The following is a 24,300-nucleotide window of genomic DNA, read 5'->3' on the forward strand; positions in this document are numbered from 1 at the left end:
CATGCGACTCGCACCTAAAGAGGACCCGATATGGATAGGCCCGAGGTCACCCAGACCACTCAGACGGAGCAGGAAGGCCGCACCACCCGAATCCCCATCCCCGAATGGACGGTGGAGGTGGTTGCCGGACCTGACAAGGGCAAGAAGGTGAAGACGCAGGACGGACTGGTCCGCGTGGGCTCCGACAGCGCCTGCGACCTGGTCCTCACTGACGCCACGGTGAGCCGCCGCCACCTGGAGGTGGAGCGCACCTCGCGCGGGCTGCTGCTGCGCGACACCGGCAGCCGCAACGGCACCTTCCTGGACGGCCGGCAGGTGCTGCAGGCCTACCTGACCAGCGGCGACAAGGTCGAGCTGGGCAAGACGAAGCTCTCCGTGAAGGTCGCCCCGCGTCCCACCGAGGTGGATGTGGCGGGGGCGGAGTCCTTCGGCGCGCTGGTGGGCGCCTCGGAGAAGATGCGCTGGGTCTTCACGGAGCTGCGCCGCATCGCCCGCGAGGACATGAGCCTGCTCGTGGAGGGTGAGACGGGCACCGGCAAGGAGCTGGCGGCGCGCGCGGTGCACCAGCACTCGGCGCGGCGCCACGGCCCCTTCAAGGTCGTGGACTGCAACCTCATCTCCGAGGAGAAGGCCGAGCGCGAGCTCTTCGGTGGCCTGCGCGCGGGTGACGGCGAGGACCGCGAGGCGCGGGGCGTCTTCGAGGCGGCCCGGGGCGGCACCCTCTTCATGGACGAGGTGGGCGAGCTGCCGCTGCCCGTGCAGGGCAAGCTGCTGCGCGTGCTGGAGACGCGCGAGGTGCCGTCGCTGGACGGCCAGCCGGTGGCGGTGGACGTGCGCGTCATCGCCTCCACGCACCGCAACCTGGAAGAGGACGTGCGCCAGGGACGCTTCCGCGCGGACCTGTACTTCCGGCTCGCGGTGGCGCGCGTGCGCCTGCCGCCCCTGCGCACCCGGCGGGACGATTTGCCCGCGCTGGCCCAGGCCCTGGCCCAGACGCTGCGCGCCAGCATCACCCTCACGCCCCAGACGCTGGCCCTCTTCGAGGGCTATGAGTGGCCGGGCAACGTGCGCGAGCTGCGCAACGTGCTGGAGCGCGGCGCCCTCATGGAGGAGACGGGCAACAGCAGCTGGCTGGACTTCCTCGCCCAGCCCTCGCGACGCGCGGAGGGACAGCCCCCCACCACCCAGGTGGCCACGCTGGTGGGCACCCTGCCCTACCACGAGGCCAAGGACAGGGTGCTGGCCGACTTCGAGCGCCTGTATTTCGCCGAGGTCATGAAAACCGTGGGCTTCGACATGAAGGCCGCGGAGCAGCGCACCGGCCTGTCCATGCAGAGCCTTTATCGCCTTTTGAAAAAGAACGGGCTTCGGCTCAAGGACCTCAAGAACGCCGAGGGCCTGGAGAAGTAAAGAAGTCCGCAAGCAGGTCCACCTCTAGGGAGAACAACCGCATGTTGCGTCGTGTTGCCGTAGCCTCCGTCGTCTTCACTGCCGCTTGCGCCGGCCAGCAGAAGCCCGCAGCCCAGGCCGGACAGCCCACGTCGACCGAGGAGCGTGTCCGCATCACCAACCAGCCCCCGTTCGACCTGGTGAATTGCTTCCCGCGCGAGCTCCAGCTCCCGGAGCAGGCAAGCCAGGGCGTCGTGCTGGGCGCGCTGCTCACCACGCGTCCCCAGGTGATGGAGTGCCTGGTGGACCCGAAGCACCGGGGCGCGGAGAAGAGCACCACGGTGGAGGTCAAGACGACCGTCACGGACCAGGGCGCCTCGCACGCCGTCACCGGGACGAACCTCACCCCGGAAGGCCAGGCCTGCATCCAGAAGGTGGTGGACAGCCAGGTGAAGCTGTCCGCGCTGCCCAAGGGCGCGCAGCCGGTGGAGGCGGCCATCCCCTTCGAGCACACCACCAGCGGCCTCAACTCCGTCACCTTCAACATCAACGAGGGCTCGGACTTCACCGGCGCGGTGCGCCTGGCGCAGCCGACCTGGTGTGAGTGCTACGCCAACTTCAAGGAGCAGGTCCCGCCGCCGCTGACGGCGAAGATCAAGCTGCTGAAGGCGCAGCCCACCCCGGCCGAGGTCACCTTCGCGCCCTCCGGCAACACCGAGGCGGACCAGCTGGCCGCCTGCCTCCAGCCGAAGATTGCCGCGCTGCCGGCGAAGCTGACCTCCGACGAGCTGGGCTTCTCCTACCGCTTCGTCCACTTCGACTCGTCCGCGCCGGACGCCGCGTCGGCCGCCCTGCCGCCCGAGCTGCGCTTCCTCCAGTTGGACCTCAACCGCACCCAGCGCGCGGCGGACTCGGCCATCGCCGATGGCGCCCGCACCCCGGCGGCCCTGGCCTACGCCGAGGTCGTGGACCGCTACCAGAAGACCAAGAACTGGCGCCTGTTCGACGAGATGTCCAGCAAGTGCGACGCGCTGGTGAAGGCGGACACGGACGTCATCGAGTCCATCAAGGCCCGCCAGTCCACGGACCAGGCCGCGCTGGCGCTGGCCACGGAGATGGCGGCGAAGGACGCGGAGAACTGGGGTGACGTCGTCACCGCCACCCAGAAGAACGTCGACGAGTCCGTGAAGGAACTGGCCGACGCGGAGAAGATGGCCGCGCAGGACAAGGCCGCCTGCCCGAAGAAGAACTTCAAGTAGTCCCCCGCCCCACGGCGGAAAACACGAAGGCGCGGGAGCCCGGAAGCCGGGGCCCGCGCCTTCTGTGTTTCTGGGGGGAAGCCGTCGCCGCGGGGCGGACACCGGAGGCCCGGTGCCCTTCCCGCCCGGGACGGGCCTACGCCGCCGTCACCTTGTCGTCGTTGGCCGCGCCCGCCTCGCGCATGCGCACGCTGACGAGCTTGGAGATGCCCGGCTCCTCCATGGTGACGCCATAGAGGGTGTTGGAGACCTCCATGGTCCGCTTGTTGTGGGTGATGAGGATGAACTGCGACTGCTTGCTCATCTCCTTCACCATGTCGTTGTAGCGGCCCACGTTGCCCTCATCCAACGGCGCGTCGACCTCGTCGAGGAGGCAGAAGGGCGTCGGCTTGATGAGGAAGATGCCGAAGATGAGGCCCACGGCGGTGAGGGCCTTCTCGCCACCCGACAGCAGGTTGACGCTCTGCAGCTTCTTGCCGGGCGGCTGGGCGACGATTTCCACGCCCGGCTCCCCACCCGGCCCCTCGTTGGTGAGGATGAGGCTGGCCCGGCCACCGCCGAACAGGCGCGGGAAGATGGCCTGGAACTTCTCGTTCACCACGTCGAAGGTCTGCTTGAAGCGCTCGCGGCTGGTGGCGTCGATGCGCTGGATGGCCTCCTTCAGCTGCTCGATGGAGGACTGCAGGTCCTTCTTCTGCGCGGTGAGGAAGTCGTAGCGCTTGGACAGCTCCGCGTGCTCGTCGATGGCGGTGAGGTTGATCTCCCCCATCTTCTCCACCTGCGCGCGCAGGTCCTTCAGCTCCGCCTCCGTCTCCGGGGCCAGCGCGGCCAGCATGTGGTACTTGTGCAGTTCGTTCGCCAGCTCCACCTGGTGCCGCTCGCGGATGCCCGCCGCCAGGTGCTCCAGCTCCAGGGCGATTTCGCGCTCCCGCAGCGAGATTTGCGACAGGCCCTGCATCAGCTCGTCCACGCGGCCGCGCAGCTCGCGGAACGTCGCGTCCTGCTCACGCACTTCCGCGGAGGCCGCGGTATGCGCCGCGCGGCGCGCCTCCAGCCCTTCCGCGGCGAGCCGGTGCTCCTCGGCGCGCTGGGACAGGCCGCCCTCGGTGTCCGTCGTGCGCCGCGCCAGCTCCTCGACGCGCGCCCCACCCTCTACCACCGTGGCCTGGAGCCGGGCGATGCGCGTCTCCATGTCCTGACGCTGGGAGACGAGGCTGTCCAGCTCCTTGCGGGCCGACTCGCCACGCTCGCTGCCGGCGGCCACCTTGATGCGCAGGCCCGTCAGCTCGCCGTTGGCCGTCTCCGCGCGCAGGCGCAGAGACTCCTGTTCGGACACCAGCTGCTTCACCCGCTCCTCGCGGCCCTCGCGGTCCGCCTGGCCGTGCGCCACCTCGCCGCGGCTCGCCTCCTCCTCGTGCTCCAGGGCTGGTGGCTCTGGGCGAGCTGCCCCTCCTCCACCTCCAGGGCCCGCACCCGCTCGCGCACGCGGGCCAGGTCCTCGCCCGCCTTGTGCAGGTCCTTCTCCTGGCTGGCGAGGTTCAGCTCCTCGGCGTGCTGATTCTTCGCCAGCCCCTTGAGGACGCCCTCCGCGTGCCCCATCTGCTTCTGGAGCGTGTAGTGCCGGGTGAGAATCTCGTTGTAGCGCTCCTCCACGCGGGCCACCTCGGTGGCCAGCTCGGCGATTTCGCGCTTCTTCTGGAGCGCGCCCACCGCCGCGCCCTCGCTCTCACCGCCGACGATGGTGCCGTCCGGGCGGAACACCTCGCCCTCCACGGTCACCAGCGTGCATTTCGGGCCGCCCGACTCGGTCCACGCGCGCGCCGTGGCCACGTCCTGGACGATGACGACGTCCCCCAGCAGCAGCTGGACGAGCGGCGTCAGCGCCTCCTCACACGTCACCTCACGCAGGGCATGCGCGAGCACGCCGGGCTGGCTGAAGTCCGGCTCCAGCGGGGCCGGCAGCGCGTCCAGCGCGGGCACCGGGAGGAAGCTGCCCCGGCCCTCGGCGTGGCCCTTGAGGTAGTCCACCAGCTCCACGCCCTTGTCGCGGCTCTCGACGATGACGTGCTGGAGCCGCTCTCCCAGGGCGGCCTCCACCGCGCGCTCGTAGCGCGGGGTGACGTTGATGACGTCCGCAACCAGGCCGAAGATGCCCTGCTCACGGGCCTGCACACCGGCGCGCGTCATCACGGCGCGCACGCCGCGGTCGAAGCCGTCGTAGTTCTTCTGGATGTCTTCCAGCGTGGAGAGGCGGCTGCGCTTGTCGCTCAGCTCCTCCCGCAGCGCGATGACCTCGATTTCGTTCTCCGTGAAGGCCGCGCGGGTGCGGGTGAGCGCGTCCTCTTCCTGGCCCTTGCGCTCGGCCAGCTCCGCGGCGAGGTGCCGGGTGTCCTCCACCCGCTTCGCCACGTCGCCCCGGACGTTCTCCAGCGTCTGCTCCTGGGCGCGCAGGGTCTCCAGCTCGCCCTGGAGCTTCGCGCGGCGGGCGCCCAAATCCCCCGCTGGCGGGCGAGGTTGACCAGGTTGCTCTCGTGGTTGGCCAGACGCGTGGCCACGGCCACCAGGCCGGCGCGCTCCTGCTCCAGGCGCAGCGCCACCTCCGTCTGGAGCTGGGACACGCGGCGCAGTTCCTCCTGCGCCACCTGCATCGCGACCTCGTCCTCCTTCCACGAGCCGGCGATGCCCGACAGCTCCGCCTCGCGGGCGGCCATGGCCTCGGACATCTCCGCCTTGCGCGCCAGGAGCCCGTCCAGCTCCACCTGGGCGGCAGCCACGCGGGCCCGCGTCTCCTCCAGGTCGCGCTTGCCGTAGGTCATCTCCTGCGTGTCGCGCTGCAGGGAGCTCTCCAGCGTGTGCACCTCCGCGGCCAGCGCCTGGAGCGCGGCGGTTTCCGCCTCCAGCTCCGTGCGGCGCCGGGTGATGGTCTCCTCCAGCTCCTTCACCCGGTCCAGGCTCTCCCGTTCCTCGGAGCCCAGGTTCTCCAGCCGCGACTGGAGCATCTTCTTCTCCGCCATCAGCTCCAGCTGGCGGTGCGTGGCCGCGTGCAGGTCGATGTCCCGCATGCGCGCCTTGAGCTTCTTGTACTTCTCCGCCTTCTTCGCCTGGCGCGACAGCGCGTCGAGCCGCTTCTCCAGCTCGTTGGTGATGTCGGTGACGCGCAGCAGGTTGGCGTCGGTCGCCTCCATCTTGCGCTCGGCGGCCTTGCGGCGGGCCTTGTACTTGGTGACGCCCGCGGCCTCCTCCAGCAGGTGGCGCCGGTCCTCCGGCTTGCTGGACACGATGAGGCCCACGCGGCCCTGCTCGATGATGGAGTACGCCTTCGTCCCCACGCCGGTGCCGAGGAACAACTCCGTGATGTCCAGCAGGCGGCACAGCGTCTTGTTGATGAGGTACTCGGAGTCGCCGTTGCGGAACAGGCGCCGCGTCACCGTCACTTCGGAGAAGCCCTGGTACTGGGGCGCGAGCTGGTCCGTGTCATCCACGATGAACGTAAGCGACACCTCCGCCATGGACAGCGGCGGCTTGTTCTCCGAGCCGTTGAAGATGACGTCCTCCATGCCGCGGCCACGGAGGTTCTTCGCGCTCTGCTCACCCATCACCCAGCGGATGGCGTCCACGACGTTGGACTTGCCACAGCCGTTGGGCCCGACGATGCCCGTCACGCCTTCGTCGAACGTGAAGACGCTCCGTTCCATGAAGGACTTGAAGCCGGTGATGTCCAACCGCTTGATTCGCATGCCAGCGGGCTCCTAGAGCGGGCTCGGTACGAGGAGAAAATCGCGCGCGAGGCCGAAAAATCGGCCTCGGAGCGTTCAGCAGAAAGGAGTACCAGCCACCTTCCGGGCGATCAAGCATGGCCATGCCACGCATCGCCATACGTTCGGTTGCCTGGTCTGCGACAGAGCAGACGTGCTCTGTAGCTGTAGCGCGCGCACTGCGAGGCGGCGGCATGTGCACCGCGCTTCTACGCTCCCATGACGTCCTCCCGCCGGTGTGGCTGCTTCAGCCCTGTTGAGTCCTGTTGCGCCACGCGAGCGCGTGACCTTCCGCGGGACGTAGCATTCCGGTCTGACATGCGCTCGGCATGGCCCCACCCGAGCCCACACGAACGCGCCGCCCATGCCCACCTGACAGGCAGGCGTGCCGACGCGGTGCGGGAGTGCCTCACGCGCGCATCATGACCAGGGGAAGGGTGAGACAGAACCGCCGCGTCGTGAAACGCGGGTCGCCCGCAGCGAAGAAGCCCAGCCAGGAACCAGCGCCTCCGGGCTCAGGACTCGTTCGAGCCGCTCGGGGGCGGCTCACCGGAGCCGTCCGACACGTTGCGCGCGGGCGCCGTCCGCGACTGCGGCTCCACGGTGACACGCACGACGCGTGGCCCTTCCACCGCGTCCACGACGATGCGCCACATGTCGAGCCGCAGCGTGTCCCCTTCACGGGAACACGGCCCAGCCGCGTCATGAGGTAGCCGGCGATGGTCGTCACTTCGCCCTCTTCGTCCTCGTCCAGGTCGAAGCTGACGTCCAGCCGCTCCTCCAGGTCATCGAGCTGCGCGGTGCCCGGCAGCTCGAAGCGGCCGCCCGGCAGCGCGCGGACCTCGTCCATGCGGCGGCCCAGCTCCGCGACGTCGCCCACCACCTCCGCCACCACGTCGGCAATCGTCACCAGCCCGGACGTGCCGCCGTGCTCGTCCACCACCAGCGCCGTCTGCCGGCGCCGGCGCCGGAACTCCGCCAGCAGTTGCTCCAGCGTGGCGCCCTCCGGGATGAACAGCACCGGCCGCTGCACCTGCGCCAGGCTGCGCAGCTCGCCCCGGGACAGCAGGAAGAAGAGGTCCTTGGCGTTCACCACGCCTTCGACCTCATCGAGATTGCCCCGGCACACCGGCAGCCACGTGTGGCCTGACGCGCGAGCATCCGCGATGCACTTCTCCAGCGGCTCTTCCACGTCCAGGAACTTCACCTGGTTGCGCGGAACCATCACCTGCCGCGCCGTCTTCTGCGCCATCTCCAGTGCGCGCTCCAGCAGCTCCGCGCGCGCCGTCGTGATCGCGCCCGCCTGCGCCGAGCTGTGGAGGATGACCAGCAGCTCATCCTCGCTGTGCGCCTCGTGCGCCTCCCCCACCGCCTGGAGGCCGAAGACGCGCAGCACCCACGCCGCCAGCCCGTTGAGCAGGACGATGGCCGGATAGAACAGGACGTAGAACACCCGCATGGGCAGCGCCACCGCGAGCGTCGTGTCCTCGGGCCGCTGAATCGCCAGGCTCTTGGGCGCCAGCTCACCGAGGACGATGTGCAGGAAGGTGATGATGCTGAAGCCAATCACCACCGCCGCGGAGTGGGCCAACGTGGTGGCGGCGCCCTCCGGCACCAGCTGCACCAGCACCGGCTCCAACAAACGCGCGAAGGCCGGTTCACCCAGCCAGCCCAGGCCCAGGGAGGCCAGGGTGATGCCGAACTGCGTGGCGGAGAGGTACGCGTCCAGCTTCTCCACCATCTTCATGGCCGTGGGCGCGCCCGGCGCACCTTCGTCCACCAGGGCCTGGAGCCGCGTGGCCCGAATCTTCACGATGGCGAACTCGGTCGCCACGAAGAAGCCGTTGGCGAATACGAGGAGGATCGCCAACCCCAGGAACAACCATTCGTTGCCCATGGCTCAGAACAAGGCTTCGAAGTCCGGGTCACCCTTGAGGGCGTCGAACATGGGGTCGGTGGAGAGCCACCCCATGACCTTCGGCCGGTCCGCGGTGAGCGACTTCTGCAGGTACTGCACGGCGTCCTTGGGACGCCCCCACAGCGCGAACAGGGCGGACAGGTTGTAGTTGAGCAGCAGGTCTTCCGGATTGAGCGCCCGCGCCCGCTCATAGGCGCGCTCCGCCTCTGCGTAGAAGCCCTTCTGCGCGTAGCAGATGCCCAAATCCAGCTGCGCCTCGAAGTTGTCCGGCTCCAGGCGCACCACTTCCTTCAGCTGGGTGATGGCGGAGCGGTAGTCGCCCTCGTCCATCATCAGCGCGGCCAGCTCGTGACGGGGGAAGGCATCCTGGGGGTCCAGCTCGATGGCCGTCTGGAGCTCGCGCATCGCCTCCTCCACGCGGCCCTGGTCCGCGTAGGTGAGGCCCAGGTTGAGGTGGGCATCCGGATACTCCGGATCCAACTCGATGGCTTCCTTGTACTCCTCCACCGCCATCTCCCCCGCGTGGGTGGAGAGGAAGCAGGCCAGGTTGTAGTGCGCCGTGGCGCTCTCCGGCTCCAGCTTCAGGGCGGTGAGGTACTCCGACAGGGCCTCGCGGAAGAGCTTCTTCTCCGCGTAGACGGTCGCCAGGTTGTCGTGGGCGTGCGCGGAGCTCGGGTCGAGGTCAATGGCCTTCTTGAACTCCTTGATGGCCTCGTCGAGCCAACCCCGGTCCGCCAGCTCGATTCCACGAGTATTGTGCTCGTCGGAGAGAGCGATGTTGTCCTTTTCGCGGGCCATGAGCGCGCGGGCAATCTACGCGCCGCGCTCCAAGAGGTGCAAGGTAGAGTTTCCCCTCGCCCATGCGCCACGTCGCCCTGCTGCTGCTCCTGTTGTCCGCCTGTCACCCCCGCGCCATCCCCCCGCCGGAGCCGCTGCCGCCGGAGGAGCCCGCCGGACAGTCCCCCGCCCCCGGGGATGCGGGCCGGCGCCCGCCCCTTCCCCCGAGGCGCCAGAGGCCGAGCCCCAGTCCCGTTCCGTGTCCATCATCGTGGGCGGCGACGTGACGCTGGGCCACAACTACCAGACACACTACGACGCGGAGACCGCCAAGGGCCGCCCCCGGGACGCCCTGCTGGCCTACGGGTTCCAGGAGGTGAAGCCCCTGACGGACGCCGCCGACCTGTTCGTCGTCAACCTGGAGTGCCCCTTCACCGAGCGCGGCGAGAAGCTGCCCAAGAACTTCAACTTCCGCGCGAAGCCGGAGCTGGTGGGCATTCTCACCGCCGGCGGCGTGGACGTGGTGAGCCTGGCCAACAACCACCTGATGGACTTCGGCGCCCAGGGCCTGCTCGACACGCTGGACACCCTGGACGCGGCGCGCATCCCCTACTTCGGCGCGGGCCGGAACCGGCGGAGGCCCGGCGCCCGGCCATCGTCACCGTGGGCGGTCAGCGGGTGGCGCTGCTGGGCTACTTCTTCCTGGGCACGCGCAACATCGAACCGCCCGGGGTCTACGCCACGGAGACGACCCCTGGGGTCGCCGGCCACTTCTCCGACGAGGCCATCATGGAGCAGATGCTCCGGGAGGACATCGCCGCGGCCCGGGCCCAGGCGGACATCGTCCTGCCCTACTTCCACTGGGGACGCGAAGGCACCTACACCCCGGAGCCCTACCAGGTCCGGCTGGCCCACGCCGCCATCGACGCGGGCGCCGCGGGTGTGCTGGGCGCCCACCCGCACGTCCTCCAGGCCATGGAGCTGTACCAGGGCAGACCGGTCGTCTACTCGCTGGGGAACTTCGTCTTCGGGGGGAACTGGAACCCTCGCGACAAGCGCGGCGCCTTGTGGAAGGGCCACTTCGGGCCCGACGGCGGCTACCTGTCCAGCGAGATTCTGCCCTTGAGGACCGACCGCTTCCCGGAGCTGCCCTTCCAGCCGGTGCCCGTCACAGGCGAGGCGGCGGAGGCGGTGCTGCGGCTCCTGGCGGAGTCTTCAGAAGGCGTGGAGCGGATGCTGCCCGAGTTGGAGCCGTGGGCCCGTCCGCCTCCCTCCCCCGAAGTCCGAGGGAGGGAGTAGCCAACGCACTAGACCTTGTTGTTGGACTGGCCCTTCTTGGCGCGGCTGCGGCGGCGCTTCAGCTGGGCCTTCCGGCCCTTGGCGCGGTTGGCGACCTTCTTCTTGGAACGATTTCCCTTCTGGGCGGGCATGTGGAAGGACTCCGTGTAGGTGATGTGAAACCGACCGCTGAGCGCGGTGAGGGCGGCCCTTTTTTCATGCTCCCGCCCAAGCGTCCAAGGAATTTCTTGACTCCGCCCGCCCTTGCCAGAGGCCGTGCAAAGGGGCAATACCCCCCGGAACGACGATGATTGACAAACTCGAAGACGTCGAACGCCGGTTCGAACGCCTGACCGCCGACCTGTCGAACCCCGACGTGCTCGCCGACTCGGCGAGGCTGCAGAAGGTGTCCAAGGAGCGCGCGGGCCTGGAGAAGCTGGTCGAGGCCTTCCGGGCCTACCGCAAGGTGCTCGCCGACCTCAGCGAGGTCGAAGCCTGGCTCGGCAGCAGCGACGCCGACGAAAAGGCCTTCGCGCGCGAATCCCTGCCCGGACTGAAGGAACAGCGCGACGAGATGGAGGCCAGCCTCAAGATTCTCCTCCTGCCCAAGGACCCGAATGACGAGAAGAACGTCATCCTGGAAATCCGCGCGGGCGCGGGCGGTGACGAGGCCGCCCTCTTCGCCGAGGAGGTCATGCAGATGTACCTCCGCTACGCGGACCGCCGGGGCTGGAAGGCGGACATCCTGGACATGAGCCCGGGCAACGCCGGCGGCGTGAAGGACGCCACGGTGACGCTGTCCGGTGACGCCGTGTTCAGCAGCATGAAGTACGAGTCCGGCGTGCACCGCGTGCAGCGCGTGCCGGCCACGGAGACGCAGGGCCGCATCCACACGTCCACCATCACGGTGTCGGTGATGCCGGAGGCGGAGGACGTGGACGTGCAGGTGAACCCGGCGGACATCGAGATGCAGGTGATGCGCTCCACGGGCTCGGGCGGCCAGAGCGTCAACACCACGGACTCCGCGGTGCGCCTCATCCACCACCCGACGGGCATCGTGGTGAAGTGCCAGCAGGAGAAGAGCCAGCTGAAGAACCGCACCATGGCCATGCGCATGCTGCGGGCGAAGCTCTACGACATCGAGCAGGAGCGCATCCGCAACGAGCGCGACTCCGCGCGCCGCGCCCAGGTGGGCACCGGCGACCGCAGCGAGAAGATTCGCACGTACAACTTCCCGCAGGACCGGCTGACGGACCACCGCATCGGCCTCACGGTGCACAACCTGCCGGGCGTCATGGCCGGTGACGTGGAAGAAGTCATCACCGCCTGCCGGACCTACTACCAGGCCGAAGCGCTCAAGGCGCAGACGGCCGGCGGCCCGAAGCCCTCCGCATGAGCAGCGAGCCCTGGACCATCCGCAGGGTCCTTACCTGGACGACGCAGCACTTCGAGAAGCGACAGGTGGATGCGCCGCGGCTCACCGCGGAAATCCTTCTGTCGCACGTGCTCGAGCTCAGCCGCGTCCGGCTGTACGTGGACCTGGACCGCCCGCTCTCCAAGGACGAGCTGGGCGCCTACCGTGCCCTCATCGAGCGGCGCATGGCGGGCGAGCCCACGCAGTACCTGACGGGGGTGCGTGAGTTCTACAACCGCCCCTTCAAGGTGGACGCCCGGGTGCTGATTCCGCGCCCGGAGACGGAGCTGTTGGTGGAGGCGGCGCTGCGCATGCTTCCCAAGGACGCGCCCGGCCGCGCGCTGGACGTGTGCACCGGCTCCGGCTGCATCGCCATCAGCCTCGCGGCCGAGCGGCCACAGGCCACCGTCATCGCCACCGACCTGTCTCCGGACGCCTGCGCGCTGGCGCGGGAGAACGCCCAGGCGCTGGGCGTGGCGGACCGGGTGACGGTGCTGCAGGGCGACCTCTTCACCCCGGTGCCCGCGGGCGAGCGCTTCCAGGTGGTGGTCTCCAACCCGCCGTACATCGCCTCCGGGGAGATTCCCGGCCTGTCCGCCGAGGTGCGACGCGAGCCGAAGCTGGCGCTCGACGGCGGGCCGGACGGGCTGGTGGCGGTGCGCCGAGTGGTGACGGGTGCGCGCCAGTGGTTGGAGCCTGGCGGCCTCCTTGCATTGGAGATTGGCGAGGACCAGGGCCCCGCCGTCCTGGAGCTCCTGCGTGCCGCGGGTTACGCGGACGCGCGGGTGGAGAAGGACCTGGAGCGGCGGGAACGGATGGCATTTGGGACACAGCCCGTGGCCAGCGAGCCACAGGGCTGAAGACGCAGGGAACCATGGACAAGATCGTCATCAAGGGCGGCCAGGCGCTGCACGGCGAAGTGCTGGCCTCGGGCGCGAAGAACGCGGCGCTGCCCATCCTCGCCTCGGCGCTGCTGGCCGACGGCACCTCCACCTACCGCAACGTGCCGGACCTGGCGGATGTCGCCACCATGCTCAAGGTGCTGCGCACCATGGGCTGCGACGCGGAGCGCGACAAGGAGACGACGGACGTCTGCCGGGTGGGCGTCAACGGCCACATCACCCCGGAGGCGCCGTACGACTTGGTGAAGACGATGCGCGCCAGCGTGCTGGTGCTGGGGCCGCTGGTCGCCCGCTTCGGCCGGGCGAGGGTGTCCATGCCGGGTGGGTGCGCCATTGGCGCGCGGCCCATCGACCAGCACCTCAAGGGGCTGAAGGCGCTGGGCGCGGACATCCACCTCACGGAAGGCTACGTGGAGGCCACGGCGAAGCAGCTCAAGGGCGGCACCGTCAACTTCGACGTCATCACCGTCACCGGCACGGAGAACGTGATGATGGCGGCGGTGCTGGCCAAGGGCCGCACCCTCATGGAGAACTGCGCCCGCGAGCCCGAGGTCGAAGAGCTGGCCAAGGTGCTCAACAAGATGGGGGCGCGCATCGAAGGCGCGGGCACGTCCAGCATCATCATCGAGGGCGTGGACGGACTGAAGCCGGTGGAGCACGCCATCCTCCCCGACCGCATCGAGGCCGGCACCCTGCTGGTGGCGGCGGCCATCTCCGGCGGCGACGTGCTGGTGAAGCGCGTGGTGCCCGAGCACATGGACGCGCTGGTGGAGAAGCTGCGCGAGGCCGGGTGCACGATTACCACCGAGGGCAGCGGCCTGCGCTGCAAGGCGCCCCAGCGGCTGGACGCGGTGAACATCACCACCACGGAGCATCCGGGGTTCCCCACGGACATGCAGGCCCAGTTGATGGCCCTCATGTCTGTCAGTCAGGGGACGTCCGTCATCAGCGAGAACATCTTCGAGAACCGATTCATGCACGTGCCGGAGCTGCACCGGCTGGGCGCGGACATCACCATCCAGGGGCCCACCGCGGTGGTGAAGGGCGTGAAGGGCCTGAGCGGCGCGCCCGTCATGGCAACGGACCTGAGGGCGAGTGCGTCACTCATCCTGGCCGGGCTGCGAGCGGAGGGCCGCACCGACGTCAGCCGCGTCTACCACCTGGACCGGGGATATGAGCGCCTGGAGCGCAAGTTGAGCGCCCTGGGGGCGGACATCCGCCGCGAGAAGGCGTAGGGCTGAGGGGCTGGGGGGCGACGGGACGGCGCGTTGCCAACAGAAGGCACAAGGCGGGTTGCATCCGAAATTTCGCGCGACCTATCATTCTCCCATCGACTGGGGAGAACACCACTCCCCCCCAACAGGAGAATGGAACCGCCCCATGGATTGCCCCAGCTGCAACGTCGAGATGTCCGATCTCGAGGGGGATGATCAGACGTTGCGAAAGTGTGGAGATTGCGGCGGCCTTTGGATTGACGTCGCGGACCTCAACCGGGTCCTGCTCCACAACAACCTCCCCGGGCTGGAGAGCCAGGGCGGCAAGGTGGATGCGGAGGCACTGACCGGTCAGTGCCCCGAGTGCCAGGTCGACCTCGTCCGCGTGGACGGTGGCGACCGCCAGCATCCACTGCATTACGACACCTGCGAGTCCTGCGGCGGCATCTTCCTGGAATCTGAGTTCCAGGACGCCACCGACGTGAAGGTCGCGGTCGAGGAAATCATCGCGTTCTTCCGCCACTTCGGCGCGAAGCGGAAGATGGCCGCTCTGTAGGCGGAGTGCGTCGCCCCCCCGGGAAACCGGGCGGGCGGCAGCCACCCCGTCTGCTCACCGCTGGCTGCGGAACTCCTCGCCCCAGGCCTCGGCGACGGGCCCGTCGAACGCCAGTGACGCATCTGGCGAGCGTGTCCCCTCGGAATCCCCTCGCGGGAAGCGCACCGTCACCCGCCCGTGCGGGGGAACGTCCAGGGACAGCTTCTCTCCGGACAGCGTGTAGGCGCCGCTGACTGTCGTGGACACCTCGCCCTCCAGGGGCTCCTCGGTGAGGCTGTAGGTTCCGTCCAGGTAGAAGGACAGGAAGCGGTGCGGTGCGCCCTTCAGGCCACCGAACCAGGTGCCGAGCAGCGGCGCCAGCCGGCCGTTGTAGCGCAGCTTGGGCGCCAGCCAGGTGCCATTGAGGGCCTTCCCGCCGGAGTAGAAGACGATGTCGGTGACGCACACGGGCGCGTCGTCCTTGGCACCCGGGAAGCGCTCCGACACCTCCAACGTGAAGCGGGCGCCCCGAAGTCCGGGCTTGAGGGGCACCACCTGGAGCCCGCGCTTGTCCTCCACGCTGACGCTGCGTGCTTCCTTGATGCCAGTCAGGGTGAGCTTCCGCGCCCGCGCGCGGGCCTTGAACGCGGCCCGGTCAGAACCATCGCCCGTGTACACGCGGACCTCGTCCACGGTGACGATGTCCTTGAAACCGAAGGTGAAGGACGCGGGCGCGTCTCCGCTGACACACCACGCGGTGGAGTCGCGGCCGTCGAGCACGTTGAGGGGCCCGTAGCGCTCCGGCTGACTGGTGCGGTCGAGCCAGTCGGAGGCCTGGACGTAGCCTGGCGGGACATTGGGTGCGGCGGAGGCCGCCGTGGCGGACAGGAGGGAGGCGAGGAGCAGGCGTCGCATGTCCCCGCATCTTTGATCGCCTCGCGAGCGCGGCTCCAGTCCGAGCACGCACGGAGCGGCCGGGTGGATGCGGATGAAAGCGCCCGCGCGGATGTTGGGGTGCTTGACACTCCGTCCCTGACGGGAAGGATGGCGGCCTGTGCTGGAGGAGACCGTGATGAGACGCTGGGGGTGGGCCTGTGTGCTGGGGCTGATGCTGGCCGGCTGCAAGGAAGACAAGGCGCCGGAAGCTCCGGACGCGGGTCCGGTGGAGACGGGACCGGCCGCTCTCACGGAGAAGGAGCCCAACGACCGGCCCGACCAGGCCCTGGACATCACCCGCAACAGCACGGTGAGCGCGGAGCTCACCGCGCAGCCGAACAAGGCGGACGAGGACTGGTACCGGCTGGCGCCCGGCGCGCCGCGCATCGCGGACGTCACCGTGTCCGGCCTGCCCGGCGGGGACATCACCCTGGAGGTGTATGACCGCGACCGCAACCGCCTGGTGGGCATCAACAGCGAGGGTGAGGGCAAGCCGGAGCGGTTCCCCAACCTCTACGTGGAGAACGAGCGCTTCATCCGCGTGGTGCCCACCCGCAAGGGTGTGGGCGGCGCGTACACGCTCGAGGTCCGCATGCGCGCGCCCGAGGACGGCGAGGAGCGCGAGCCCAACGACCGCGCCGTGGACGCGGTGAGCCTGACCTTGGGCCAGACGGTGACGGCCTTCCTGGGCCATGCCGGCGACGAGGACTGGTACCGCATCGAGCTGCCGGACCCGACGCAGCCCTCGGCTCCGGAAGGCGCGGGCCCGGGTGGCTCGGCGGAGGACCCCGCGACCGCACCTTTCGGCGATTCGCCGTCGCAGGGCACGCCGTCCCCGGGAGATGGCACCGCGCCGCAGGGGATGGGCGGCACGCTGCCCGGAGCTGGAGGCACAGGCGCCCCCTGGGGCAGGACGACGCGATGGGCGGCGGCCTTGCCGGTCAACAGGGCTCGGCCGGCGCTGGCGCTCAGCACGGACAGGGCAACCCTGGCGCGAGGCAGGACCTGACCGGCAACGGTTTCGAGACCGAGGAAGGCGCGGCCCCCGGGGCACCGAAGCAGATGGAACGCCCGGCCTCACGGCCCAGGAGGGCATGCGGGGCGCGTCGCTTGGCCAGGGTGGAGTGGATGACTTCGCGCGTGACGAGGCGCCGCCCTCCCCTGCCGTGGAGGGCACCTTCGCGGGCAGCGAGCCGCCGCCCGTGGGCAGCCAGGCGGTGGGCGAGGCCATTGCCCGCGCGCTGGACGCAGGCACGGCGGTGCCTCCCGAACCGCCCTCGGTGGCGCTGAAAATCGAGCTGACCGGCGTGGACGGTGTGCGACCGGAGCTGTCCGTGCTGTCCGCGGCGGAGGCGCCGCTCTTCACCCTGCGCGGCAAGGAGGGCGAGACACTGTCGCTGCGCAACATCGGCGTGCGCGCCACGGACCGGGTCGTCTACGTGGTGGTGAAGACGAGCTGGGTGGGCACTGGCAAGGAGGCCCGCAGGCCGTTCAACGCCACCATGCCGTACACGCTCACCGTGTCGCAGGAGGAGGCCGGCGCCAGCGCGGAGCTGGAGCCGAACGACGAGCTCCACAAGGCCACCCCGGTGACGGCCGGCGGCTACCGCCAGGGCTTCCTGGCGCCCAAGGGCGACGTGGACCACTTCGTCCTGAAGACGTCCGAGCCGGTGCTGGCGAAGGTGGAGTTGACCGGCGTCGAGCGGCTGGACCTGGTGCTCTCCATGGTGGAGCCCCCGGAGGGGGAATCCGGAAAGGAGACGGTGCTGCTGCGCGCCAACGACGGCGCCATCAAGGAGCCCGAGCGCCTCAACAACGTCGCCTGCAACGGCGCCTGCTACTTCCGAGTGGAGGGCGCGTCGCGCAAGGTGGACGGCAAGTGGGTGAAGGACTTCGAGAACGCCGAGCAGCCCTACCGCATCACCGTCACCACGGTGCCGGACAACGGCGGCGAGGAGCGCGAGCCCAACAACACCGCGGACCGGGCGCAGGACCTGATGCTGGGGCAGCCGGTGCGGGGCACGGTGTATCCAGTGAAGGACACGGACTTCTTCCGGTTGGACCTGTCGGACCGGCCGGTGCGCACGCCCATCCGGGCCACGCTGCTGGGCATCCTGAAGGTCGATGTGGGGCTGTACCTGCACCGCGTGCAGCCGGACGGGAAGCTGTCGCTCGTGCAGACGGCTGACCGGGCCAAGGGTGACCAGCCGGAGAGCATCCGCTACAGCGCCGAGCCGGGCGTCTACCTCTTCGAGGTCCGGGACGCGCGCAACCGCGAGTCCAACTTCCAGGATTCCTACCAGCTCACCGTCGAGGAGTCGGAGTAGCGGCCTCACTTCCCGTTGACAAGCCACGGGGCGGCCCGTACTTTGCGCCCTGCTTCGCCTGCGGTGGTAGCTCAGTTGGTAGAGCACGAGCTTCCCAAGCTCGGGGTCGAGGGTTCGAATCCCTTCCGCCGCTCACAGATAAAGGCCGGTGGTCCTTGAGGAAACTCAGGACCGCCGGCCTTCGTCTTTTCGGGCCTCGGGGCGTCTTGCAGCAAGGATGCCGTAAACGGCGCGAAGCGCTGGCCTGCTGGACGTGCGGAACGGCCTCGCTGGTGCTCCAGCATCGCGCGCCGCCTCACCAGTCCTGCCCCGACCACTCGCGGCCTCCCCGCTTTCATCGGCGCCTTCCTCGCCGCTGCCTGGAGCGCCACCCTCGCCTCCTTTCCTGCTTTGTATTGAAACACAGCCACTGCGGGAGGGCGCATCCGCAGCAAGGGTGAGAATTTTCAGCGGAACTGAGAGGGATTGCCGCACGCCTGTCTGCAGGGCGAGTTCGATATCCATTTGAGAAATGGCCATGGGAATACCATTTCAAGTGAAAGGGTATTCGCGCCCGCAACACCGCTACCGAGTCGTAAACACCGCCGGTCCTGACGGAAGCGAGGCGCCCAGCGCGGGGCGTGGGTCGCTGACGGGGCGCGGGCCTGCGGTCTGGAAGCCAACGCGCCGCTGGGGGATCGCGGCGCGCCGGTCCGGCATCGTCCGCCCGGTGAGTCGTGGCTCCTGATGGTCTCACCTGAGGTATCAACTTGAATCCACACCACAGGACCTCATCCCGGGGGGGATGGATGCACCTGCGCGAGCCTGCCCGTGTGCTCGCGCTGACTGCCCTTGCGCTCGCGACGCCCACGCTAGCCGCCGAGGGATTCATTTCCGTCACGGCCAGTGGGGATGACGGCAACGTCCCCGCCAACGCCATCGACGGAGACCCCACCACGCGCTGGTCCAGCGACGGCGTGGGCGAATGGCTCACCGGCGACCTGGGCGCCGTGAAATCGCTCAGCGCCGTGGACATCTCGTGGCACCGTGGCGACGAGCGCGTCAATCGCTTCGTCATCTCCACCTCGACGGACGGCACGAACTTCACGCAGGTGCACTCCGGCAGCTCGTCCGGCACCACCGCTGCGCCGGAGCGTTACTCGTTCTCCGCGGTGAACGCACGCTACGTGCGCATCACCGTGAACGGCAGCTCGATGAACACCTGGGCCAGCATCGCGGAGCTGGCGGCCGTCACCGACGGCTCGACCCCGCCCACCGACCCGCCCGGCGTCCTCCCCGAGCGCTTCACCTCCGTCGCCGCCAGCGGAGATGACGGCAACGTCCCCGCCAACGCCATCGACGGCGACCCCGCCACGCGCTGGTCCAGCGACGGCGTGGGACAATGGATTACCGGCGACCTGGGCACCGTGGCGCAGTTGAGCGCCGTGGACATCGGCTGGCACCGTGGCAACGAGCGCATCAACAACTTCGTCATCTCCACCTCGACGGACGGCACGAACTTCACGCAGGTGCACTCCGGCAGGTCATCCGGCACCACCGCCGAGTTGGAGCGCTACTCGTTCTCCGCGGTGAACACACGCTACGTGCGCATCACCGTGAACGGCAGCTCGATGAACACCTGGGCCAGCATCGCGGAAATGCAGCCTGGCACCGGCTCGACCCCGCCCACCGACCCGCCCGACGTCCCTCCCGAGCGCTTCACCTCCGTCGCCGCCAGCGGAGATGACGGCAACGTCCCCGCCAACGCCATTGACGGCGACCCCGCCACGCGCTGGTCCAGCGACGGCGTGGGGCAATGGATTACCGGCGACCTGGGCACCGTGGCGCAGCTGGGCGCCGTGGACATCGGCTGGCACCGTGGCAACGAGCGCGTCAACAACTTCGTCATCTCCACCTCGACGGACGGCACGAACTTCGCGCAGGTGCACTCCGGCAGGTCGTCCGGCACCACCTCCGCGCTGGAACGTTACTCGTTCTCCCCGGTGAGCACGCGCTACGTGCGTATCACCGTGAACGGCAGCTCGATGAACACCTGGGCCAGCATTGCGGAAATGCAGCCCGGTACCGGCTCGACCCCGCCCACCGACCCGCCTGGCGAGCAGGGCCAGGACAAGTTCGGCGTGACGATGATCTATCCGACCAAGTCGGGCGGCGAGCAGTGGTTCCTGGCGGACAACGCTACGTCCGACAAGCGCTTCGACCCGCAGAACACCATCAGCCGCAACTCGGACGGCTCCTGGAAGATGAAGAACAGCAAGGTGCGCATGTCCGTGTTCACCTCCACGGGCTACAGCGCGTCCAAGATTCCGACCTACGACCGCGACGTGCTGGCCAGCCGGGGCTACATGCAGGCGGCGAACGACTGGCGGAACATCGAGATGACTGGCTTCGTGAAGGTCAACTCGGTGTCCGACGTGTCGGACAACTTCGCGTGGTACGCGCGAGGCGGCAAGCACAACGACAACCACTCGGGGTGCGAGGGCAGCAGCTACAAGGGTTCGCTGCACTATGACGGCCGGGTCCGCTGGCAGAAGGAGACGTGGCACGTCTCCTACAACCAGGCGGCGTACAAGTCCGGTACCTCGGCGCTGCGCGGCCGCTGGGTGGGCTTCAAGTCGGTGATGCGCAACACCAAGGTCAACGGCAAGGAGGCCGTGCGCCTGGAGATGTACCTCAACGAGAACGCCGACAAGAAGACCTGGAAGAAGGTCTACGACATGGTGGACTCGGGCAGCTGGGGTGGTGACGCCAGCCACTGCGGCGGCGCGGTGAACGCAATGCCGATTACCTGGGGCGGCCCCATCGCGGTGTTCCGCTGGGACAGCGCCAACGACGTGGACTTCAAGTGGCTGTCCGTGCGCGAAATCTCGCCGGAGCAGTGAGCCGCTGACCACGTGACGCCCGCCCCGGTGCTCCTTCCTTGGAGTGCCGGGGCGTGGCGTTTTCAGGGCATTCGATGGGCGCCATTACCGGCGTCCGAGCACTCCACGGGGACCGCCAGCAATCCCCCATCACTGCGAACTTCGCCACGAAGAGCGGCCATCTCCGGTGCATGGCACAGCAATCGAGCAATCCAATATCAGCCCAACAATGAGCCGATTTCCGGCCAGCACCGACCGAGCCTGCGACGAGCAGAGTCCGCGCCCTCTCGCCATGGATTGATGGCGGGCCCCCCTCCGGCTCCGCCGCCGGATGAGCGGTCTCGGGTCCCGTGGGTGCGGGGAGGCCAGAGCTGGAGGTGTCTCCACATGGAATGCCCGCATGGATTCGCGAGCCCTCCCGCACGCTGCGGGAGATGCCCTGCGGGACGAGGCGTGCGCCGAAAAAGTGTTCTCCACTGCGTGGAGGTCACGGCCCCCAAGGCGGTTGTGATGGAAGCGACAGCACATCATCCTCCGTAGCCGCAACAATTATCGGAAAGGCTTGCGGTTCATGCGGCCTGACCGGTTCCGGGGGGTACCATGAACACACTGAAACAAAATGTGCGGATGGCTTGCGGTCTGATTTTCGGCTCGCTGCTGATGGCGGCCTCGCCAGGCTTTGCCCATCCCTCTGATGCAGCCGGCTGCGCGGACCGTCAGCGTGAGGGATTCAAAGACATCGCGCGCTGGCCTGACATCGCGGGGTGCGCCGGTGCATGGCGGATTCCGGGCCTGCACACGGACAACCCGGGGATTGCTCCGGCCTGCCCGGGCCTCGTGACCTTCGACACCCTGACCCCCGCCTGCGGCCGTAAGGGCGGTGACGATGGCCCGAAGCCGGGTGGCGCCGGCTGCAACGTGGCCGACCTCTGCGCGAGCGGGTGGCACGTCTGTACGAGCGACGCCGAGGTGATGAGTCGGTCCTCCACCGGTTGCAAGGGAGCCACCAAGGCGGGAGACCAGGCCCTCTTCTTCGCCACCCGGCAGAGCACCAATGGCTGCGGCGTCTGTGCCAACGGGACCTCGACAGGTCCGGAGTGCGACTCCGACAGCTGCACTCCTGGCTGCCTGCAGACCGCCCGGACGTCGAACGACTTCTTCGGCTGCGGCAACTTCGGAACCGAGGCCACGTGTGGCCCCCTCAACCGGTTCTCGGAGAACCTGTGCTCGGGGCTTGAAGGCTCGCCATGGTCGTGTAACGCCGCGACGACCGCTGACGACAACGGCCTCTGCGAGGCCTACACGGCCATCAAGACGGGCTCCCGCTTTGGCGGTGTGCTCTGCTGCCGCGACACCTGCACCGATTCCGACAAGGACGGCGTCTGCGATAGCGCGGACCGCTGCGCGGGCACCGTGCTCCCCGAGTCCCTGTCCACAGGCTCCCTGCCGGGCATGAACCGCTTCGCCGATACTGACGGCGATGGCACCTTCAACACGCTGTCGTCGAACGACGGCGAGCCGGAGCGCCGCTTTACCCTCGTAGACACCGCTGGTTGCAGCTGCGCGCAGATTGTCGATGCGCTGGGGATGAGCCAGGAGCACGCCCAATCTGGATGCAGCCTCAGCACCCTGGAGGGCTGGGTGTCGCGCGTGAAGGAGAACTAGAGGGTCTGAAGTTGCCCCCATCCTGATGGCCCCCCCATCTCTCTTTTGATTTGGATACGAGTTGTGCCGCGCCTTCTGGTTCCAGAGTAGGAATTCTCCTGGCAGACGCCAATGACCGGCGACTCTCCTCCATCAGCGAGGTCTCCGTGGCGGCCGGAGCAGGCACGTCCAGTCTGCCGCCCACGGCCATTACCTTCTCACGTACATTCCCACAGGGACGTACCACATCGTGCTGCTGGCGGATGTGCATGAATGGATTGCCGAGAGTGATGAGAACAACAACGGCGCGCACCGCGGGGGCTCGGCGGAAGAAGTCGTGCTCGGTGAGGAGAGGTGGTCGTCAAGGTGCCTTCCATTGGGCTCTGGCTTCGTCGCGTGGACGGACAGTCGCGTGCTGTTCAACTCACATGGAGAGCGCCGCTCGCTCGAACGGGAGTCGCGCAACGAGAGCATCCCCGGTGATGTTCAAGCCAGGCGGCGTCGCGTGGATATGGGACGCTCCGTTCAGCATCGCCCAGCCCCGTGTGCGAAGCCGTAAGCCCTGGCACCATGCGGTCCGCTGTCCCGCTCCCCACCCAACAAACCGTTGAGGTCAGCTCACGCATGTCCAAGACCAACGCCCCTTCAGGACTCGGGTCCGAGTACCACCCGCTCGACTCTCCCCAGCTCGAGAATCCTCATCCGTTCCTCGCGCGTGCACGGCGGGAAGAACCGGTGTTCTTCAGTCCGGCATTGGGGGCGTGGGTGGTGACGCGCCATGCGGACATCAGCGCCGTGGTCGCCGATACCACACGCTTCTCGTCCGCAGAGTCCATCACGGTGGGCGCCGCGACGACGCCGCCGGAGGTGGTCACCGCGCTGATGGACGGTTACCCCCTGGTGCCCAGCCTCGTCGACAATGATCCGCCAGCGCATGGCCGCTTCCGGAGCCTCGTCAGCAAGGCCTTTACCGGGAGGCGCCTCGCGGAGAAGGAGCCCTTCATCCGCACCCTCGTGGACGCGCTCATCCACTCCTTCAGGCACGAGGGGCAGGCGGACCTGTTCCTCCGGTTCGCCCATCCGCTGTCGTGCAGCATCATCGCGGAGATTCTCGGAATCCCCAGCTCGGACATCCACCGGTTCCGGCGCTGGTCCGATGACCTGTCCACGGTCCTCGCGGCGCATGGCCCCATCGAGCACCAGGTCGCGTGCGCGCGAGGCGTGGTCGAGTTCCAGCGATACCTGGCCTCGGCGCTCAAGGAGCGGGAGGTGTCCCCCCGAGAGGACCTGCTGAGCGACATCGTCACCGGGGCGCAGGGGATGACGCCGCCCATGAGCATGGCGGAGCTGGTGAGCCTGCTGATGCAGGTGCACTTCGCGGGACATGAGACGACCGCGGGCCTCATCGTGGGAGCGGTGGAGCTCCTGCTCGAGCATCCGGAGCAACTGCGGGCACTTCGGGACGACCCGGGCCTCATCGCGGGCGCGGTCGAGGAGGCGGTGCGGATGATCTCTCCCGTGCATGCCATGTTCCGTACGGCGCTGGAGGCGGTGGAGATTGGGGGCGTGCCCATTCCCAAGGGAGCCCACATCCGCATCGTCTACGCGTCAGCCAACCGCGACGAGGCCCGGTTCCACGAGCCTGAGCGCTTCGACATCCGGCGGCCTGACATCAAGAAGCACCTCGCCTTCGGGCAGGGCCTCCATTTCTGCATCGGCGCGCCGCTCGCGCGGCTCGAGGCACGCCTGGCAGTGGAGGCATTGATTCGAAGTCTCCCGGGGCTCCGGCTCGTACCTGGGCAGAAGCCGGGCTTCCTGAGGAGCGTCACCGTCCGGAGGCACGAGAGCCTCGATGTCGCATGGGACACCCAGGCGCTTCAGGCCCTCTGACGACCCGACGCACAGGCCGGTGAAGAGACGGCCCTCCTCCAGCCCGGACATCAGATACGCGACGAGCGCGTCGATGTCCGCCTGGGACAGGTGGGACGCCTTGCCGTGCGTGTCCTTGAATGCTCTGGACCCCGCCGGCCGCCAGCGCGGGGTTGGCCAGTACTCGCCCAACGAGGCGAGCACTGGGGACCTGCTGTGCTC

The 24,300-nt window shown here is 68.6% G+C and carries 14 protein-coding genes, 1 tRNA gene and 3 pseudogenes; 13 read left to right on the top strand and 5 right to left on the bottom strand.

Annotated features, from left to right (window positions below; genetic code table 11):
- The first annotated feature begins 30 nt into the window (after nucleotides 1–30).
- Together QEG98_RS26265 and QEG98_RS26270 are read left to right on the top strand one after the other, a co-directional pair.
- Nucleotides 31–1,410 (top strand): sigma 54-interacting transcriptional regulator, encoded by a 1,380-nt coding sequence (locus QEG98_RS26265; protein WP_090493132.1) that lies wholly within the window; start codon nucleotides 31–33, stop codon nucleotides 1,408–1,410.
- Nucleotides 1,411–1,451: 41 nt separating this feature from the next.
- Nucleotides 1,452–2,648: a hypothetical protein gene (locus QEG98_RS26270; RefSeq protein ID WP_090493134.1), complete on the top strand. Its 1,197-nt coding sequence runs from the start codon at nucleotides 1,452–1,454 to the stop codon at nucleotides 2,646–2,648.
- A 136-nt stretch (nucleotides 2,649–2,784) separates the two neighbouring features.
- Here QEG98_RS26270 and smc read toward each other — a convergent pair.
- The 3 genes and pseudogenes from smc to QEG98_RS26285 form a co-directional block, all read right to left on the bottom strand.
- Nucleotides 2,785–6,385, bottom strand: a pseudogene (smc, locus tag QEG98_RS26275) (chromosome segregation protein SMC).
- A gap of 533 nt (nucleotides 6,386–6,918) precedes the next feature.
- A pseudogene (locus tag QEG98_RS26280) lies at nucleotides 6,919–8,300 on the bottom strand (hemolysin family protein).
- Between the two features lie 3 nt (nucleotides 8,301–8,303).
- A complete protein-coding gene (locus QEG98_RS26285) occupies nucleotides 8,304–9,119 on the bottom strand; it encodes a tetratricopeptide repeat protein (RefSeq protein ID WP_090493140.1) in 816 nt (271 codons plus the stop codon).
- 62 nt (nucleotides 9,120–9,181) lie between these two features.
- On the opposite strand from QEG98_RS26285, the pseudogene QEG98_RS26290 reads away from it, so the two are divergent.
- Nucleotides 9,182–10,397, top strand: a pseudogene (locus QEG98_RS26290) (CapA family protein).
- 8 nt (nucleotides 10,398–10,405) lie between these two features.
- Here QEG98_RS26290 and QEG98_RS26295 read toward each other — a convergent pair.
- Entirely contained in the window at nucleotides 10,406–10,528 is a 123-nt protein-coding gene (locus QEG98_RS26295) for a hypothetical protein (RefSeq protein ID WP_013941470.1), read from the bottom strand.
- A 155-nt stretch (nucleotides 10,529–10,683) separates the two neighbouring features.
- Here QEG98_RS26295 and prfA point away from each other — a divergent pair, with 155 nt between their 5' ends.
- The 4 genes from prfA (at nucleotide 10,684) to QEG98_RS26315 (ending at nucleotide 14,462) form a co-directional block, all read left to right on the top strand.
- Complete coding sequence (prfA, locus tag QEG98_RS26300) at nucleotides 10,684–11,772, top strand: peptide chain release factor 1 (RefSeq protein WP_090493144.1); 1,089 nt, start codon at nucleotides 10,684–10,686, stop codon at nucleotides 11,770–11,772.
- Nucleotides 11,769–12,650: a peptide chain release factor N(5)-glutamine methyltransferase gene (prmC, locus tag QEG98_RS26305; protein ID WP_090493146.1), complete on the top strand. Its 882-nt coding sequence runs from the start codon at nucleotides 11,769–11,771 to the stop codon at nucleotides 12,648–12,650. Before prfA ends, prmC begins: the two co-directional genes overlap by 4 nt.
- 14 nt (nucleotides 12,651–12,664) lie before the next feature.
- Nucleotides 12,665–13,927, top strand: coding sequence for a UDP-N-acetylglucosamine 1-carboxyvinyltransferase (murA, locus tag QEG98_RS26310; RefSeq protein ID WP_090493148.1), 1,263 nt, complete (start codon nucleotides 12,665–12,667; stop codon nucleotides 13,925–13,927).
- A gap of 145 nt (nucleotides 13,928–14,072) precedes the next feature.
- Nucleotides 14,073–14,462 carry a zf-TFIIB domain-containing protein gene (locus QEG98_RS26315; RefSeq protein WP_011554891.1) on the top strand — a complete coding sequence of 130 codons (390 nt, stop codon included), beginning with the start codon at nucleotides 14,073–14,075 and terminating at the stop codon, nucleotides 14,460–14,462.
- Between the two features lie 54 nt (nucleotides 14,463–14,516).
- Here the strand turns inward: QEG98_RS26315 and QEG98_RS26320 are convergent, their stop codons facing one another.
- Complete coding sequence (locus tag QEG98_RS26320; RefSeq protein ID WP_228565006.1) at nucleotides 14,517–15,356, bottom strand: discoidin domain-containing protein; 840 nt, start codon at nucleotides 15,354–15,356, stop codon at nucleotides 14,517–14,519.
- Nucleotides 15,357–15,510: 154 nt separating this feature from the next.
- On the opposite strand from QEG98_RS26320, the gene QEG98_RS42195 reads away from it, so the two are divergent.
- The 6 genes from QEG98_RS42195 to QEG98_RS26350 all read left to right on the top strand — a co-directional run bounded on the left by QEG98_RS42195 (nucleotide 15,511) and on the right by QEG98_RS26350 (nucleotide 24,099).
- Complete coding sequence (locus tag QEG98_RS42195) at nucleotides 15,511–16,386, top strand: hypothetical protein (protein ID WP_410477841.1); 876 nt, start codon at nucleotides 15,511–15,513, stop codon at nucleotides 16,384–16,386.
- 85 nt (nucleotides 16,387–16,471) lie between these two features.
- Entirely contained in the window at nucleotides 16,472–17,704 is a 1,233-nt protein-coding gene (locus QEG98_RS42200; RefSeq protein WP_410477842.1) for a hypothetical protein, read from the top strand.
- Between the two features lie 60 nt (nucleotides 17,705–17,764).
- Nucleotides 17,765–17,837: transfer RNA gene (locus QEG98_RS26330), tRNA-Gly, on the top strand.
- 655 nt (nucleotides 17,838–18,492) lie between these two features.
- Nucleotides 18,493–20,586 (top strand): discoidin domain-containing protein, encoded by a 2,094-nt coding sequence (locus QEG98_RS42205; protein WP_410477843.1) that lies wholly within the window; start codon nucleotides 18,493–18,495, stop codon nucleotides 20,584–20,586.
- An 816-nt stretch (nucleotides 20,587–21,402) separates the two neighbouring features.
- Nucleotides 21,403–22,230, top strand: a complete 828-nt coding sequence (locus QEG98_RS26345) for a hypothetical protein (RefSeq protein ID WP_316563233.1) — start codon at nucleotides 21,403–21,405, stop codon at nucleotides 22,228–22,230.
- Between the two features lie 603 nt (nucleotides 22,231–22,833).
- Nucleotides 22,834–24,099: a cytochrome P450 gene (locus QEG98_RS26350; RefSeq protein WP_316563234.1), complete on the top strand. Its 1,266-nt coding sequence runs from the start codon at nucleotides 22,834–22,836 to the stop codon at nucleotides 24,097–24,099.
- Nucleotides 24,100–24,300: the final 201 nt, after the last annotated feature.

Source organism: Myxococcus sp. MxC21-1, from assembly GCF_032612255.1.
GTDB classification, from domain to species: domain Bacteria; phylum Myxococcota; class Myxococcia; order Myxococcales; family Myxococcaceae; genus Myxococcus; species Myxococcus virescens.

Excerpts from the sequence above, each read along its gene's own strand:
- QEG98_RS26320 (WP_228565006.1), bottom strand. The coding sequence starts at position 15,356 with ATGCGACGCCTGCTCCTCGCCTCCCTCCTGTCCGCCACGGCGGCCTCC.
- QEG98_RS42200 (WP_410477842.1), top strand. The coding sequence starts at position 16,472 with ATGCGGGGCGCGTCGCTTGGCCAGGGTGGAGTGGATGACTTCGCGCGT.
- QEG98_RS26295 (WP_013941470.1), bottom strand. The coding sequence starts at position 10,528 with ATGCCCGCCCAGAAGGGAAATCGTTCCAAGAAGAAGGTCGCCAACCGC.
- QEG98_RS26270 (WP_090493134.1), top strand. The coding sequence starts at position 1,452 with ATGTTGCGTCGTGTTGCCGTAGCCTCCGTCGTCTTCACTGCCGCTTGC.
- QEG98_RS26265 (WP_090493132.1), top strand. The coding sequence starts at position 31 with ATGGATAGGCCCGAGGTCACCCAGACCACTCAGACGGAGCAGGAAGGC.
- QEG98_RS42205 (WP_410477843.1), top strand. The coding sequence starts at position 18,493 with ATGCACCTGCGCGAGCCTGCCCGTGTGCTCGCGCTGACTGCCCTTGCG.
- QEG98_RS26285 (WP_090493140.1), bottom strand. The coding sequence starts at position 9,119 with ATGGCCCGCGAAAAGGACAACATCGCTCTCTCCGACGAGCACAATACT.
- prmC (WP_090493146.1), top strand. The coding sequence starts at position 11,769 with ATGAGCAGCGAGCCCTGGACCATCCGCAGGGTCCTTACCTGGACGACG.
- murA (WP_090493148.1), top strand. The coding sequence starts at position 12,665 with ATGGACAAGATCGTCATCAAGGGCGGCCAGGCGCTGCACGGCGAAGTG.
- QEG98_RS26315 (WP_011554891.1), top strand. The coding sequence starts at position 14,073 with ATGGATTGCCCCAGCTGCAACGTCGAGATGTCCGATCTCGAGGGGGAT.
- prfA (WP_090493144.1), top strand. The coding sequence starts at position 10,684 with ATGATTGACAAACTCGAAGACGTCGAACGCCGGTTCGAACGCCTGACC.
- QEG98_RS26350 (WP_316563234.1), top strand. The coding sequence starts at position 22,834 with ATGTCCAAGACCAACGCCCCTTCAGGACTCGGGTCCGAGTACCACCCG.